At 74.7% G+C, this 14,608-nt stretch carries 11 protein-coding genes; all 11 read left to right on the top strand.

Annotated features, from left to right (window positions below; all coding sequences use genetic code 11):
- Positions 1-499: 499 nt before the first annotated feature.
- Positions 500-1,648 (top strand): inositol-3-phosphate synthase, encoded by a 1,149-nt coding sequence (locus tag KBX37_RS18980; protein ID WP_210777281.1) that lies wholly within the window; start codon positions 500-502, stop codon positions 1,646-1,648.
- Positions 1,649-1,724: 76 nt separating this feature from the next.
- Complete coding sequence (locus KBX37_RS18975) at positions 1,725-2,579, top strand: SCO3242 family prenyltransferase (protein ID WP_210777280.1); 855 nt, start codon at positions 1,725-1,727, stop codon at positions 2,577-2,579.
- On the top strand, positions 2,576-3,493 hold the full coding sequence (locus KBX37_RS18970) for a sugar phosphate isomerase/epimerase (RefSeq protein ID WP_210777279.1): 918 nt from the start codon (positions 2,576-2,578) through the stop codon (positions 3,491-3,493). Before KBX37_RS18975 ends, KBX37_RS18970 begins: the two co-directional genes overlap by 4 nt.
- A 31-nt stretch (positions 3,494-3,524) precedes the next feature.
- The gene (locus tag KBX37_RS18965; RefSeq protein ID WP_210777278.1) at positions 3,525-4,124 is read left to right on the top strand and encodes an EboA domain-containing protein; all 600 of its coding nucleotides are present in this window, start codon (positions 3,525-3,527) and stop codon (positions 4,122-4,124) included.
- Complete coding sequence (locus KBX37_RS18960; RefSeq protein WP_210777277.1) at positions 4,125-4,979, top strand: TatD family hydrolase; 855 nt, start codon at positions 4,125-4,127, stop codon at positions 4,977-4,979.
- Positions 4,979-6,229 (top strand): metabolite traffic protein EboE, encoded by a 1,251-nt coding sequence (gene eboE, locus KBX37_RS18955; protein WP_210777276.1) that lies wholly within the window; start codon positions 4,979-4,981, stop codon positions 6,227-6,229. The genes KBX37_RS18960 and eboE overlap by 1 nt, the downstream gene beginning before the upstream one ends.
- Positions 6,226-7,755, top strand: a complete 1,530-nt coding sequence (locus KBX37_RS18950; protein ID WP_247658439.1) for an alkaline phosphatase family protein — start codon at positions 6,226-6,228, stop codon at positions 7,753-7,755. The genes eboE and KBX37_RS18950 overlap by 4 nt, the downstream gene beginning before the upstream one ends.
- On the top strand, positions 7,752-8,819 hold the full coding sequence (locus KBX37_RS18945; RefSeq protein ID WP_210777275.1) for a polyprenyl synthetase family protein: 1,068 nt from the start codon (positions 7,752-7,754) through the stop codon (positions 8,817-8,819). The genes KBX37_RS18950 and KBX37_RS18945 overlap by 4 nt, the downstream gene beginning before the upstream one ends.
- Before the next feature lie 336 nt (positions 8,820-9,155).
- Positions 9,156-12,023 carry a PQQ-dependent sugar dehydrogenase gene (locus KBX37_RS18940; RefSeq protein ID WP_210777274.1) on the top strand — a complete coding sequence of 956 codons (2,868 nt, stop codon included), beginning with the start codon at positions 9,156-9,158 and terminating at the stop codon, positions 12,021-12,023.
- A 74-nt stretch (positions 12,024-12,097) separates the two neighbouring features.
- Positions 12,098-14,212: a ThuA domain-containing protein gene (locus tag KBX37_RS18935; RefSeq protein WP_210777273.1), complete on the top strand. Its 2,115-nt coding sequence runs from the start codon at positions 12,098-12,100 to the stop codon at positions 14,210-14,212.
- A 114-nt stretch (positions 14,213-14,326) separates the two neighbouring features.
- The coding region (locus tag KBX37_RS18930) for a hypothetical protein (RefSeq protein WP_374103794.1) at positions 14,327-14,608 on the top strand (282 nt) is incomplete at its 3' end.

Below are 14,608 nucleotides of genomic sequence, written 5' to 3'. Positions count from 1 at the left end.
CTCCGGCGCCGATCGGCGAGGACCCGACCGCGGTTGCGCCCCGCGGGCGGGACGGGATCGGCACCGGAGGGCGTGCCGCCCCGGCCACCACGGCCGGCGGCGCACGCGTACGACGGTCGTCCGGTGCGGCCGGACCGGGATTCCCCGGCCGCACCGGAGGACCGCCACCATCGTCCCGGCGACCCGCAGCAGGCCGGCCGCCACCGGTCGGGCCCGGGCCGCCACCACCACACGTCCGGTCGCGGGGCGCGCCGCCGCCCGTCGACCGGATACGGGGGAGGCAGGGCCGAGACGCCGACCGACCCTGCCTGCCAGCCCCGTCCGCACGCCGTGCGGGGTACCGGGTCCGGCGTCGCGCCGCCGACGTCGCCGCCGCGGCCCGGTCCCGCCCCGGACGTCCGGGCGGACGGGGCCCCGGCGGAACGGTGTCTTTCCAGCGCACGATCTGATATTGATTTTGCTAAATGCAAGGGCGGTTCCTCCGGACGGAAGGAGCACCATGCGTACGGGTGTCTGGCTGGTGGGGGCGCGCGGTTCGGTCGCGACCACCAGCATCGTCGGCGGTCTCGCCCTGCGGGCCGGGCTCACCGCGCCGACCGGTTGCGTCACCGAGCTGCCCGCGCTGCGCGGGCCGGCCCTGCCCACCTTCGCCGACCTGTTCTTCGGCGGCCACGACCTGGCCACCACCCCGCTGACCAAGCGGGCCGAGACGTTGGCCGACGCGGGCGTGCTGCCCGGCCGGCTGGCCGCCACCCTCGCCGCCGACCTCACCGCCGTCGAGGAGGACCTGCGACCCGCCCCCACCGGCGGCACCCAGGCCGACCGGGCCGCCGCCGTCGTCGCCGACCTCACCGCGTTCCGCCAACGGCACCGGCTGGACCGGGTGGTGATGGTCGACGTCTCCGCCACCGAACCCGCCGCCCGGCCGCACCCCGGGCACGCCGACCCGGCCGCCCTGCGGGCCGCGCTCGCCGGCCCCGACGAGGTGCTGCCGCCCAGCTCGCTCTACGCGTACGCCGCCGTCGAGGCCGGCTGCCCGTACGTCGACTTCACCCCGTCCACCGGGCTGCGGCTGCCGGCGCTGGCCGAGCTGGCCGTCGCCCGCGGCCTGCCGTACGCCGGGCACGACGGCAAGACCGGGGAGACGCTGGTCAAGTCGGTGCTCGCGCCGATGTTCGCGATGCGGCACCTGGCCGTGCGCACCTGGTCCGGGACCAACCTGCTCGGCGGCGGCGACGGCGCCACCCTGGCCGACCCGGCCGCCAACGCCGCCAAGGTGAGCAGCAAGCAGCGGGTCCTCGGCGAGACCCTCGGCTACCTGCCGCAGGGCGGCACCCGCATCGAGTACGTCGAGGAGCTGGGCGACTTCAAGACCGCCTGGGATCTGATCACCTTCACCGGTTTCCTCGGCACCGGCATGCGGATGGAGTTCAGCTGGCACGGCTGCGACTCCGCGCTCGCCGCCCCGCTCGTGCTCGACCTGGCCCGGCTCACCGCGGCCGCGCACGCCGCCGGCCGGGTCGGCCCCCTGACCGACCTGGCGTTCTTCTTCAAGGACCCGCTCGGCTCACCCACCCACTCGCTCGGCGAGCAGTGGCAGCGGCTGGTCGAGTTCACCGGGCGGCTGCACGCCGGGGGGACGGCATGAGCGAGCGCAGCGAGCGAATCATTCAGCGCAGCGCGGTGGAGCCTCATGGCGTGGCCGACCGAAGGGAGGCGACGGCATGAGCACGCTGGGCGACCTGGCCGAGCTGGTCCGGGCGCCGGCCGCGCTCTCCGTACCGGGTGACGTGGTCGCCGGCGCCGCCGCGGCCGGGGCGCTCGGTCCGCGTACCGCCGGACTGGCCGGCGCGTCGGTGCTGCTGTACTGGGCCGGGATGGCCGCCAACGACTGGGCCGACCGCCGGCTGGACGCGGTCGAACGCCCCGAGCGGCCGATCCCCAGCGGCCGGGTCTCGCCCGCGACCGCGCTCGCTCTCGCCGCCGGCCTCACCGCCGCCGGCGTGGGCCTGGCCGCCGTCACCGGCGGCCGGCGGGCCGCCGCCGTCGCGATCCCGCTCGCCGCGACGATCTGGGGGTACGACGTGGCGGCGAAGAACACCGCCGCCGGCCCGGCCGTGATGGCCGCCTGCCGGGGGTTGGACGTGCTGCTCGGCGCGGCCGGCGGGCGGCCGGTCCGGGCGCTGCCGGCGGCGCTCACCGTCGCCGCGCACACCGTCACCGTCACCGCGCTCTCCCGGCGCGAGGTGGCCGGCGCGGACACCGCGCTGCCGCTGCGTACCCTCGCCGGCACCGCCCTGGTCGCGCTCGCCGCCGCCCGCCGCCCGACGACCCCCACCGCCGTGCTGCCCGTCGCGCTGGCCGGCTGGTACGCCGCCCGGTACGGCGGGGCGCAGGCCCGGGTGGCGGCCGACCCGTCCGCCGGCCGGGTACGGGCGGCGGTCGGCGCCGGGATCACCGGGCTGCCGGCGTTGCAGGGCGCGCTCACCGCCCGGGCCGGTGCCGGCCTGCTCGGCCTGGCCGTGGCGGCCGCCGCGCCGCTGGGCCGCCGGCTGGCCCGCAGAATCTCCCCGACATGACCAGCCGGCAGCCCCACCCGCCGGCCCCGCCGCCGCGGCCGACCCCTGACCCGGTCGGCCGGGAGCACCGGGCCGGGGCGGGGCCGCGGCTCGGCGACGGCACCAACGGCTTCGCCAACCACCGGCTGGACGACGCCCTCGCGGTCATCGCCGAGCTGGGCTACCAGGGCGTCGCGCTCACCCTCGACCACGACCACCTCGACCCGTTCGCGCCCGGGCTGGCCCGCCGGGTCGACGAGGTGGCCCGCCGGCTGGACTCGCTCGGCCTCGCCGTGGTCGTCGAGACCGGGGCCCGCTACCTGCTCGACCCCTGGCACAAGCACGCGCCGACGCTGCTGCACGACGAGCCGGCCCGGCGGATCGACTTCCTGACCCGGGCGGTCCGGATCGGCGCCGATCTCGGCGCGGAGGCGGTCTCCTGCTGGGCCGGCGTACGCCCCGACGCCGTACCGCCGGCCGTCGCCTGGGACCGGCTGGTCGCCGGCTGCGCCACGGTGCTCGACGCCGCGGACCGCGCCGGGATGACCCTCGGCTTCGAGCCGGAGCCCGGGATGCTCGTCGAGGACATCGCCGGCTGGCAGCGGCTGCGGCAGGCTCTCGGCGGCCCGGCGCGCTTCGGCATCACCCTCGACATCGGACACTGCCGCTGCCTGGAGCCGCGCCCGGTGCCCGAGTGCGTCCACCAGGTGGCCGCGCACCTGGTCAACGTACAGATCGACGACATGCGCCGGGGCGTGCACGAACACCTGGAGTTCGGTGCCGGCGAGATCGACTTCCCGCCGGTGCTGCGCGCCCTCGCCGACGCCGGCTACCGGGGGCTGGTGGCGGTGGAGCTGCCCCGGCACTCGCACGCCGCGCCCACCGTCGCCGCCCGGTCCATCGACTTCCTGCGCGCCGCCGCCGAGGTGGCCTAGACACCGACCAGCACCAGGGGAGGAGAGACGGATGACACCGGATCGACTGCGGGCCGCGCTCGAGGGCGTACCCGATCCCGACTGGCTGGCGGCGGCGCTGCGCCGCGTCGCGGCCGAACCCGCGACGATCGCGCGGTTCTTCCCGGCGGCCGGGCGGCACTGCGGTCGGGGCGACCTGGCCGGGGCGCCCGGCTGGACCGCCGACGAGGCGGCCCGCGCGCTGCTGCTCACCGCACTGCCCGCCGACCACGCCAGGCACGCCGAGGCGCTGTACCGGCACGGCGACGCCGCCGAGAAGCGGGCCGTGCTCAAGGCGCTGCCGCTGCTGCCCGTCGGCGCGGCCGGGGTGCCGCTGCTGCACGACGCGATCCGCACCAACGACACCCGGTTGGTGGCCGCCGCCCTCGGCCCGTACGCCCGGCACCTGGACCCGGCGTCCTGGCGGCAGGCGGTGCTCAAGTGCGTCTTCGCCGGCGTGCCGCTGGCCGTCGTGGCCGACCTGGACCGCCGCGCCGACGGCGAGCTGGCCGCGATGCTCGCCGCGCTCGCCGCGGAGCGGCACGCCGCCGGCCGGGAGCTGCCCGCCGACGCCACCGACCTGCTCGACCGGCTCACCATCAGGGAGGCGTGAATGCGCATCTTCGACCCGCACATCCACATGACGTCGCGGACCACCGACGACTACGAGCGGATGGCCGCGGCCGGGGTCCGCGCGGTGGTGGAGCCGGCGTTCTGGCTGGGGCAGCCCCGCACCAGCCCCGCCTCCTTCGCCGACTACTTCGACTCGCTGATCGGGTGGGAGCCGTTCCGGGCCGGGCAGTTCGGCGTCCGGCACCACGCCACCGTCGCGCTCAACCCGAAGGAGGCCAACGACCGGCGCTGCCGGCCGGTGCTCGACCTGCTCCCGCGCTACCTGGAGAAGGACACCGTGGTGGCGGTCGGCGAGATCGGGTACGACTCGATGACCCCGCAGGAGGACGAGGCGTTCGCCGCCCAGCTGGCCCTGGCCGTGGCACACGACCTGCCGGCGCTGGTGCACACCCCGCACCGGGACAAGGCCCGGGGCGTCGAGCGCAGCCTCGCCGTGGTCGCCGAGTCCGGCATCGACCCCGGTCGGGTGGTGCTGGACCACCTCAACGAGGTCACCGTCAAACTGGTCCGGGACAGCGGCTGCTGGCTGGGCTTCTCCATCTACCCGGACACCAAGATGTCCCCACCCCGAATGGTGGAGCTGCTGCGGACGTACGGGCCGGAGCGGGTGCTGGTCAACTCCGCCGCCGACTGGGGCCGCTCGGACCCGCTGCTGACCCGGGCCACCGGCGAGGCGATGCTGCTGGCCGGGTTCACCGACGACGACGTCGACCGGGTGCTCTGGCGTAACCCGGTGGAGTTCTACGGGCAGTCCGGCCGGCTCGACCTGACCGATCTGGACGCCGCGTCGGCCGGGACCTTCGCCGGGAACTCGATCCTGCGCGGCGGCGACTGATGCGGCTGCGGCACGCCGACGGCAGCACCGTCCACCTCGGCTACTGCACCAACGTGCACCCCGCCGAGGACGCCGCCGGCATCCTCGCCCAACTGGACACCCACGCCGAGCCGGTGCGCGAGGCGCTCGGCGCCGACCTGCTCGGGCTCGGCCTGTGGCTGGCCGCGCCGGTCGCCGCCGAGCTGGCCGCCGACCCGGCCGCCCGGCGCCGGCTGCGCGCCGAGCTGACCCGCCGGGGGCTGGAGGTGGTCACCCTCAACGGCTTCCCGTACGCGGCGTTCCAGGCACCCGTGGTCAAGGGCGCGGTCTACCGTCCGGACTGGACCACCGGCGCCCGGCTGCGCTACACCCTCGACCTGGCCCGGGTCCTGGCCGACCTGCTCCCCGACGACGCGGCCCGGGGCTCGGTCTCCACCCTGCCGCTGGCCTGGCGGCAGCCCTGGGACGCCACCCGCGCCGACGCCGCCCGCCGCCGGCTGGACGACCTCGCGGCCGGGCTCGCCGCGATCGAACGGGACACCGGCCGCCCGGTACGGGTCGGCTTCGAGCCGGAGCCGGGCTGCGTGGTCGAGCGCACCGGGCAGGCGGTGACGGCGCTGGCCGGCGTGGACACCGACCGGCTCGGCGTCTGCCTGGACCTGGCGCACCTCGCCTGCGCCTGGGAGGAACCGGCCGAGGCGCTGGCCCGGCTGCGCGCCGCCGGGCTCCCGGTGGTGAAGGTGCAGGTCTCCGCCGCCCTGGAGGCCGCCCACCCGCCGGCCGCCGCCGACGCGCTGGCGCGCTGGGTGGAGCCCCGCTTCCTGCACCAGACCCGGGCCGCCGGCACCGCCCACGCCGCCGACCCGGCCGACCCGGCGTACGCCGCCGACGACCTGGACGGCGCGCTGGCCGACCGGCCGCCGGGGCCGTGGCGGGTGCACTACCACGTGCCGCTGCACGCCCCGCCCGAACCACCGCTGACCTCGACCGTGCCGGTGCTGCGTACCGCGCTGGCCGAGCTGTTCGCCGGTCCCGCCGCCGGCTGCGACCACCTCGACGTCGAGACGTACACGTGGGGGGTGCTGCCGGCGGCGCGCCGGCCGCGCACCGACGGGGAGCTGGCCGCCGGCATCGCCGCCGAGCTGGCCTTCGCCCGCGACGAGCTGGTCGCGCTCGGCCTGACACCGGCGGTGGAGTCCCGTCCCGACGATCGGAGGGGTACGACGATGAGTGAACGAGTGGCTGACCGACATTCCGAGGTGCCGGCATGAGCCGTCGACTGGTGGTGCTGGACGTGGTCGGGTTGACCCCGCGGCTGCTGGCGCACATGCCCCGGCTGCGCGCGGTCGCCGACGAGGGGTTCGCCGCCGGCCTGGGCGCGGTGCTGCCCGCGGTGACCTGCTCGGCGCAGGCGACCCTGCTCACCGGGGAGCTCCCAGCCGGGCACGGGATCGTGGGCAACGGCTGGTACTTCCGCGACCTCGGCGAGGTGCTGCTGTGGCGGCAGCACCACGCGCTGGTCGGCGGGGAGAAGCTCTGGCAGGCCGCCCGCCGGGCCGAACCGGGTTACACGGTGGCCAACGTCTGCTGGTGGTACGCGATGGGCGCGGACGTGAACTGGACGGTCACCCCCCGCCCGGTCTATCACGCCGACGGGCGTAAGGAGCCGGACTGCTGGACGGACCCGCCGGAGCTGCACGACACGCTCACCGATGCGCTGGGCACCTTCCCGCTCTTCACCTACTGGGGGCCCGGCGCCGGGCTGCCCTCCTCGGCGTGGATCTGCCGGGCCGCCGAGCGGATCCTCGCCGACCACGCCCCCGATCTCACCCTGGTCTACGTCCCGCACCTCGACTACGACCTGCAACGCTTCGGCCCGTCCTCGCCCCGGGCCGCCGCCGCGGCGGCGGAGCTGGACGCGGCGCTGGGCCCGCTGCTGGACGCCGCCCGCGTGCGGGACGCCACCGTGGTGGCGCTGTCGGAGTACGGCATCACCGACGTCTCCCGCCCGGTCGACGTCAACCGGCTGCTGCGTGCCGAGGGGTTGCTGCGGGTCTACACCCAGGCCGGGATGGAATACCTGGACCCGTGGACGTCGCGGGCCTTCGCCGTGGCCGACCACCAGGTGGCCCACGTCTACGTCCGGGACCCGGCCGACGTGCCGGCGGTGGCGAAGCTCTGCGCCGGCCTGCCCGGGGTGGCCGAGGTGCTCGACGCCGACGGCAAGGCGGCGGCCGGGCTGGACCATCCGCGCGCCGGCGAGCTGGTGCTGGTGGCCGAGCCGGACGCCTGGTTCACGTACTACTACTGGCTCGACGACGCCCGCGCCCCGGACTTCGCCCGGCTCGTCGAGATCCACCGCAAACCCGGGTACGACCCGGCGGAGCTCTTCTTCGACCCGGCCGCGCCCGGGGCGGCGAAGCGCCGGGCGGCGGTCGCGCTGGCCCGCAAGAAGCTGGGCATGCGGTACCTGATGAGCGTGGTCGGCCTCGACGCCGGGGCGCGGGCGGTCCGGGGTTCGCACGGTCGGCTGCCCGCCGACCCGGCGGACGCCCCGGTGCTGCTCTGCTCCGACCCGGCCGCCGCCCGGGACCGGCTCGCGGCCACCGAGGTGAAGGCGCTGCTGCTGGAGCTGGCCGGGCTGGCCCCGCCGCCCGCCCCGGCCGGTGCGGCGCCGGTGCCGTCCCGGGCCGCTGTGGCGCCGGTGCCCTCCCGGGCCGCCGTGGCGTCGTCGGGTGTTTCCGGGCGACCGCCCGGTCCGGCCGGACCGCCGCCGGGACCGGGGGAGCGGCGGTGACCGTCACCGCGCCCCCGACCGACACCAGCGGGCTGCGGGCGCGCTTCGACGCCGAACTGGTGGCCTTCCTGGACCGGCAGGGGCCGGACTGGCCGGACGGCGCGCCGCGCGGCATCTTCGCCGCCCTGCACCGCTTCGTGCTGGCCGGCGGCAAGCGGTTGCGCCCGCTGTTCTGCTACTGGGGCTGGCGCGGCGCCGGCGGCGGGGACGACCGGCCGATCGTGGTCGCCGCGGCGGCGCTGGAGCTGTTCCACGCGTTCGCCCTGATCCACGACGACATCCTCGACGGCAGCGACCGCCGCCGGGGCGCGCCGTCGGTGCACCGGCTCTTCGCCGACCTGCACACCCGGTCCGCCTGGCGCGGCGACCCGGAGGCGTACGGGCGCAACACCGCGCTGCTCTGCGGGGACCTCTGCGCCGCCTGGTCGGACCAGATGTTCCACGAGTGCGGGTTGAGCACCGCGCAGGTCTGCCGGGGGTACGCGGTCTTCGCCCGGATGCGGACCGAGGTGATCGCGGGGGAGTACCTGGACCTGGTCTCCGGTGTCGGGGACGGCTCGGTGGCCAGCGCGCTCACCGTGATCCGGATGAAGGCCGCCCGGTACACGGTCACCCGCCCGTTGCAGATCGGCGCGGCGCTGGCCGGCGCCGAGCCGGAGCTGGTGGCCGCGCTCACCGACTTCGGCGACCCGCTCGGCGACGCGTTCCAGCTCCGTGACGACGTGCTCGGCGTCTTCGGTGACCCGGCGGTGACCGGCAAGTCCGTCCTGGACGACCTGCGCGAGGGCAAGCCGACGGTGATGATGGCGCTGGCCCGCGACGCCGCCGACCGGGCGCAGACCGCCCGGCTGCGCGACCTGTTCGGCAATCCCGATCTGGACGCCGACGGCGCGGCCGAGCTGCGCGCGATCATCGAGGCGACCGGGGCCCGCGAGCAGATCGAGCGGCTGATCCTGCTGCGCGCGGACGCCGCCAGGGCGGCGCTGGACCGGCTGCCGCTGGCGGAGCCGGCGCTGGCGGCGTTGGCCGCGCTGGCCGGCCAGGCGGTGCACCGCCGAAGCTGACGTCGGCGTGCCACCGCCCGCCGGGGCCTTTCCTCGCCATGTCCGCGATCTTTCAGCCGATTGAACGAAAGTTCGCTTCCATGGGGCAGAAGGTATGGACAGACAAATTCACAAGCCTTAATGTTCGTGGCATCACGAACATGTTTCGTCGAGGTGAACCGGCGGCGCGGTAACCCATCGACTGGTGGCCTCCGGGCGCGCGGTCCCCCGCCCCGACCGGTGGTCACGGCCGGTCCGGCGCCGCCCGGACGGCCCTGCCGCATCCCCGTACCCGGCACCGGCGCGACGGCGCGCGCCCCACCCTGGCAGTCACTCGTCAGGAAGGGACAGCACAGAATGTCCATGAAGGACGCACCCACCCACCGCTCCCCACGATGGTCCTCCGCCGCGTCCGCCCTGCTCCTGGTGGCGGCCGTCGGCACCGTCGGCGTCACGGCCGGCCCGACCGCCCTCGGCGGCCCCGCCCCGGCGGCCGCCCACGTCATCACCGCCACCGACTTCCAGCAGGTCGAGCTGGCCCGCGGCGTCGCCGAGACGGGCGAGCCGATGTCCCTGGCCGTGCTGCCGGACCGCTCGGTCCTGCACACCGCCCGCAACGGCACCCTGCGGCGCACCGACGCCAACGGCACCACCTCGGTGATCGGCACCCTGTCGGTCTACACCCACGACGAGGAGGGGCTGCAGGGCGTCGGCGTCGACCCGAACTTCGCCACCAACCGGCACATCTACCTCTACTACGCCCCGCCGCTGTCCACCCCCGCCGGCGACGCGCCGGCCACCGGCAGCGACTTCTCCGCCTGGCAGGGCGTCAACCGGCTGTCCCGGTTCACCCTCAACGCCGACTTCACCGTCAACCAGGCCAGCAAGGTCGACGTGCTGGACGTACCCGCCGACCGGGGGCTGTGCTGCCACGTCGGCGGGGACATCGACTTCGACGCCGCCGGCAACCTCTACCTGTCCACCGGGGACGACACCAACCCGTTCGACTCCGCCGGCTACGCCCCGCTGGACGAACGGACCAACCGCAACCCCGGATACGACGCGCAGCGCAGCGCCGGCAACACCAACGACCTGCGCGGCAAGATCCTCCGGATCAAGGTGAACGCCAACGGGTCGTACTCGGTCCCGTCCGGCAACCTCTTCCCGGTCGGCACCGCGAAAACCCGGCCCGAGATCTACGCGATGGGCTTCCGCAACCCGTTCCGGATGAGCGTCGACAAGGCCACCGGCATCGTCTACGTCGGCGACTACGGCCCCGACGCCGGCACCACCTCGGCCACCCGGGGCCCCTCCGGCCAGGTCGAGTTCAACCGGGTCACCGCGCCGGGCAACTACGGCTGGCCGTACTGCACCGGCACCAACACCAGCACCGAGACCTACAACGAGTGGGACTTCGCCACCGGCACCGGGGGCGCCAAGTACAACTGCACCGGCGGCCCGACCAACAACTCGTTCCGCAACACCGGCCAGAGCACGCTGCCCGCGGCCAAGCCGGCCTGGATCCGGTACGCCGGCGACGCCGGCAGCCCGCCCGAGTTCGGCGGCGGCTCCGAGTCCCCGATGGCCGGCCCGGTCTACCGCTACAACGCGTCGTCGACGTCGACCACCAAGTTCCCGCAGTCCTTCGACGGGCAGTTCTTCGCCACCGAGTTCGGCCGTGGCTGGATCAAGCCGATCCACGTCAACACCGACGGCTCCCGCGGCACCATCGACAGCTTCCCGTGGACCGGCAAGCAGGTGATGGACTCCGCCTTCGGCCCGGACGGCGCGTACTACGTGCTCGACTACGGCACCGGCTACTTCAACGGCGACGCCAACTCGGCGCTCTACCGCTTCGACCACATCGGCGGCGGCAACCGGGCGCCGACGGCGAAGGCGACCGCGGACAAGACCTCCGGCGCCGCCCCGTTGACCGTCAACTTCTCCTCGGCCGGGTCGTCGGACCCGGAGGGCGGGGCGCTGACGTACGCGTGGAATTTCGGCGACGGCACCACCTCCACCGCCGCCAACCCGTCGAAGACCTACACCACCAACGGGACGTACACCGCCACGCTCACGGTGAAGGACCCGCAGAACGCCACCGGCAGCGCCAGCGTGCTGATCAGCGTCGGCAACACCGCCCCGACCGTGACGATCAACAGCCCCGGCAACGGCAAGCTCTTCTCCTACGGCGACACGGTGCCCTTCAGCATCACCGTCACCGACCCCGAGGACGGCACGATCGACTGCACCAGGGTCAAGATGACCTACGTGCTCGGCCACGACCAGCACGGCCACCAGATCACCTCGAAGACCGGCTGCTCCGGCTCGATCGCCATCCCGGTCGACGGTGAGCACGACGACGCGGCGAACATCTTCGCCATCTTCGACGCCGAGTACACCGACGCGGGCGGGCTGACGACGCACACCCAGCACACCCTCCAGCCCCGGCACCGGCAGGCCGAGCACTTCAAGACCTCGTCCGGCATCAACACCTTCGACAAGGCGACCGCCGAGGGCGGCAAGACCGTCGGCGACATCAACAACGGGGACTGGATCGCCTTCCAGCCGTACCAGCTGGGCAACGTCACGTCGTTCAGCGCCCGGGTCTCCTCGGCCGGCGCGGGCGGAACCCTCCAGGTCCGGGCCGGGTCGGCCACCGGCACGGTGCTCGGCTCGGCCACGGTGCCGGTCACCGGCGCCTGGGACTCCTTCACCACGGTCACCGGCGCGATCTCCGGGGCGCCGGCGGGCACCACGACGCTCTACCTGACCTTCGCCGGGTCGGGCACCGGGGCGCTCTACGACGTCGACTCGTTCACCTTCACCACGGGCGCGACGGTGCGCACCGGGCCGGTGGTCGGGCTCGCCGGCAAGTGCCTGGACGTCCGCAACGCCGCCACCGCCGACGGCACCCAGATCCAGCTCTACACCTGCAACGGCACCACGGCGCAGACCTGGACGGTGACGCCCAACTCGACGATCAAGGCGCTCGGCAAGTGCCTGGACGTCTCCGGCGGTGGCTCGGCCGACGGCACCAAGATCCAGCTCTGGACCTGCAACGGCACTGGCGCGCAGAACTGGTCCGCCCAGGCCGACGGCACGGTGCGCAACCCGCAGTCCGGCAAGTGCCTCGACGTTTCGGGCAACAACTCCGCCGACAGCACCCCGGTGCACCTGTGGACCTGCACCGGCGCCGCCAACCAGAAGTGGACCCTGCCGTAACCGAGTGCACGCGCGGGGACCCCGCCCGGCCCGCCGGCCCGCCCGGGGTCCCCGCCCACCGATAGGAGAGCGACATGCGCAGACTCCTGCGTCCCGTCCTCGGCGCGGCCACCGCCGTCCTCGCCGTCATCGCCTGCACCGCCCCCGCCACCCCGGCGTCCGCCGCCGACGCCCCGTACGACGTGCTGGTCTTCTCCAAGACCGCCGGGTTCCGGCACGACTCGATCGCCGTCGGCACCCAGGCCATCCGCGACCTGGGCGCGGCCAGCAACTTCACCGTCACCGCCACCGAGGACGCCACCGCGTTCACCACCGGCAACCTGGCCCAGTACGAGGCGGTGGTCTTCCTCAACACCACCGGCGACGTGCTCAACGCCAGCCAGCAGACCGCCTTCGAGTCGTACATCGGCTCCGGCGGCGGGTACGTCGGCGTGCACGCCGCCGCCGACACCGAGTACGGCTGGTCGTTCTACGGCAACCTGGTCGGGGCGTACTTCGCCTCGCACCCGGCCATCCAGCAGGCCAACGTCAAGGTGGAGAACCGGGCGCACCCGGCCAGCGCGCACCTGCCGCAGACCTGGACCCGCACCGACGAGTGGTACAACTACCAGACCAACGCCCGCTCCACCGCCCGGGTGCTGGCCACCCTGGACGAGTCGTCGTACTCCGGTGGCGGGATGGGCGCGGACCACCCGCACTCCTGGTGCAAGACCTACAGCGGCGGCCGGGCCTTCTACACCGGCGGTGGCCACACCCAGGCGTCGTACGCCGAACCGGCGTTCCGGGCCCACCTGCTCGGCGGCATCCGCTACGCGGCCGGCCGCGCCAGGGCCGACTGCCGGCCGGAGACCGGCTACACCACCCTCTACAACGGTTCCACCACCGGCTGGTCGCAGGCCGGGCCGGGCAGCTTCACCAATGCCGACGCCACGCTCACCTCGGTCGGCGGGATGGGGCTCCACTGGTACAGCGCGAAGCAGTTCACCAACTACTCGCTCAAGCTGGACTGGCGGCTCGCCGGCGACGACAACTCCGGGGTCTTCATCGGCTTCCCGCCGTCGACCGACCCCTGGTCCGCGGTGAACAACGGCTACGAGATCCAGATCGACGCCACCGACGCGGCCGATCGCACCACCGGCGCGGTCTACACCTTCAAGTCCGCGGACATCGCCGGCCGGGACGCGGCGCTGAACCCGCCGGGCGAGTGGAACACCTACGAGCTGCTGGTCGAGGGCGAGCGGCTCCAGGTCTTCCTCAACGGAGTGAAGATCAACGACTTCACCAACACCAACCCGGTCCGCTCGCTCGCCGGGCACATCGGCCTGCAGAACCACGGCACCGGCGACGACGCCTCGTTCCGCAACATCCGGATCAAGGAACTCGGCTCCACCCCGCCGGGCGGCAACACCACCGTCCAGGCCGAGGCGTTCAGCTCGGCCGGCGGGGTCACCCCGTTCACCAAGGCCGGCGCGAACGGCGGGCAGACCCTCGGCTACATCGACCCGGGCGACTGGTCGGCGTACAACGGGGTGGACCTGACCGGGGTGACGTCGTTCCGGGCGCGGGTCGTCTCCGGCGGGCCCGGCGGCACCATCGGAGTGCGTACCGGCTCCACCACCGGCACCGTCCTCGGCTCGGTCGCGGTGCCCAACACCGGGAGCTGGACGACGTACGCCGACGTCACCACCGCCCTGACCGGGGTGCCGTCCGGCACCCAGAACCTGTACCTGACCTACACCGGCACCGGCACCGGGCTCTTCGACGTCGACGACTTCACCCTGGTCCGGGGCGGTGGCGGCGGCACCGGCGGCACCGGACCGATCAAGGGCCTGGCCGGCAAGTGCCTGGACGTCCGCAGCAGCGGCACGGCCGATGGCACGCAGATCCAGCTCTACACCTGCAACGGCACCGGGGCGCAGACCTGGACGGTGACGCCGAACTCGACGATCAAGGCGCTGGGCAAGTGCCTGGACGTCTCCGGCGGCGGTTCCGCCGACGGGACCAAGATCCAGCTCTGGACCTGCAACGGCAGCGGCGCCCAGAACTGGTCGGCCCAGGCCGACGGGTCGCTGCGTAACCCGCAGTCCGGCAAGTGCCTGGACGTGGCCGGCAACAACTCCGCCGACAGCACCCCGGTCCAGCTCTGGACCTGCAACGGCGCGACCAACCAGAAGTGGACCCTGCCCTGACCCACCGACCTGGTCGTCCACCACGTCGATCCGGTGCACGCGACGCCGCCGGGGTGCCCACGCACCCCGGCGGTGCCGCGTCCGGGGCCGGGCGGGTGGGCGTACCTTGACCGCATGGGACGGCTCGCGGAGTGGCGCCGGATCGCGCGGGCGCACCCGGCGGTCGTCGACGCGCTGCTGGCCGCCGCGCTCTTCGTGGCCGGCCTCCTGCCGGTGAACCCGCCCGGGGCGCCGCTCAGCCTCGCCGCCGTGCTGCTCGCCGCCATCGGCTCCGGGGCGCTGGCGGTGCGCCGCCGCCACCCGCTGCCGGTGCTCGCCCTGACCACCGTCAGCGTGGTGCTCGCCCAGCTCGCCGGGGTCGCCCGGGGGGCCATGGTGCTCACCGTGGCGATCGCC

Origin of the sequence: Micromonospora sp. U56, assembly GCF_018070095.1 — a bacterium.
Lineage (GTDB): Bacteria > Actinomycetota > Actinomycetes > Mycobacteriales > Micromonosporaceae > Micromonospora > Micromonospora purpureochromogenes.
Note: the sequence above shows the minus strand (reverse complement) of the source record. Positions and strands in the feature narration are given on the sequence as shown.

What these genes read in the sequence shown, in the direction of transcription:
- KBX37_RS18980 (WP_210777281.1), top strand. Translation starts at nt 500, where the DNA reads ATGCGTACGGGTGTCTGGCTGGTGGGGGCGCGCGGTTCGGTCGCGACC.
- KBX37_RS18975 (WP_210777280.1), top strand. Translation starts at nt 1,725, where the DNA reads ATGAGCACGCTGGGCGACCTGGCCGAGCTGGTCCGGGCGCCGGCCGCG.
- KBX37_RS18970 (WP_210777279.1), top strand. Translation starts at nt 2,576, where the DNA reads ATGACCAGCCGGCAGCCCCACCCGCCGGCCCCGCCGCCGCGGCCGACC.
- KBX37_RS18965 (WP_210777278.1), top strand. Translation starts at nt 3,525, where the DNA reads ATGACACCGGATCGACTGCGGGCCGCGCTCGAGGGCGTACCCGATCCC.
- KBX37_RS18960 (WP_210777277.1), top strand. Translation starts at nt 4,125, where the DNA reads ATGCGCATCTTCGACCCGCACATCCACATGACGTCGCGGACCACCGAC.
- eboE (WP_210777276.1), top strand. Translation starts at nt 4,979, where the DNA reads ATGCGGCTGCGGCACGCCGACGGCAGCACCGTCCACCTCGGCTACTGC.
- KBX37_RS18950 (WP_247658439.1), top strand. Translation starts at nt 6,226, where the DNA reads ATGAGCCGTCGACTGGTGGTGCTGGACGTGGTCGGGTTGACCCCGCGG.
- KBX37_RS18940 (WP_210777274.1), top strand. Translation starts at nt 9,156, where the DNA reads ATGTCCATGAAGGACGCACCCACCCACCGCTCCCCACGATGGTCCTCC.
- KBX37_RS18935 (WP_210777273.1), top strand. Translation starts at nt 12,098, where the DNA reads ATGCGCAGACTCCTGCGTCCCGTCCTCGGCGCGGCCACCGCCGTCCTC.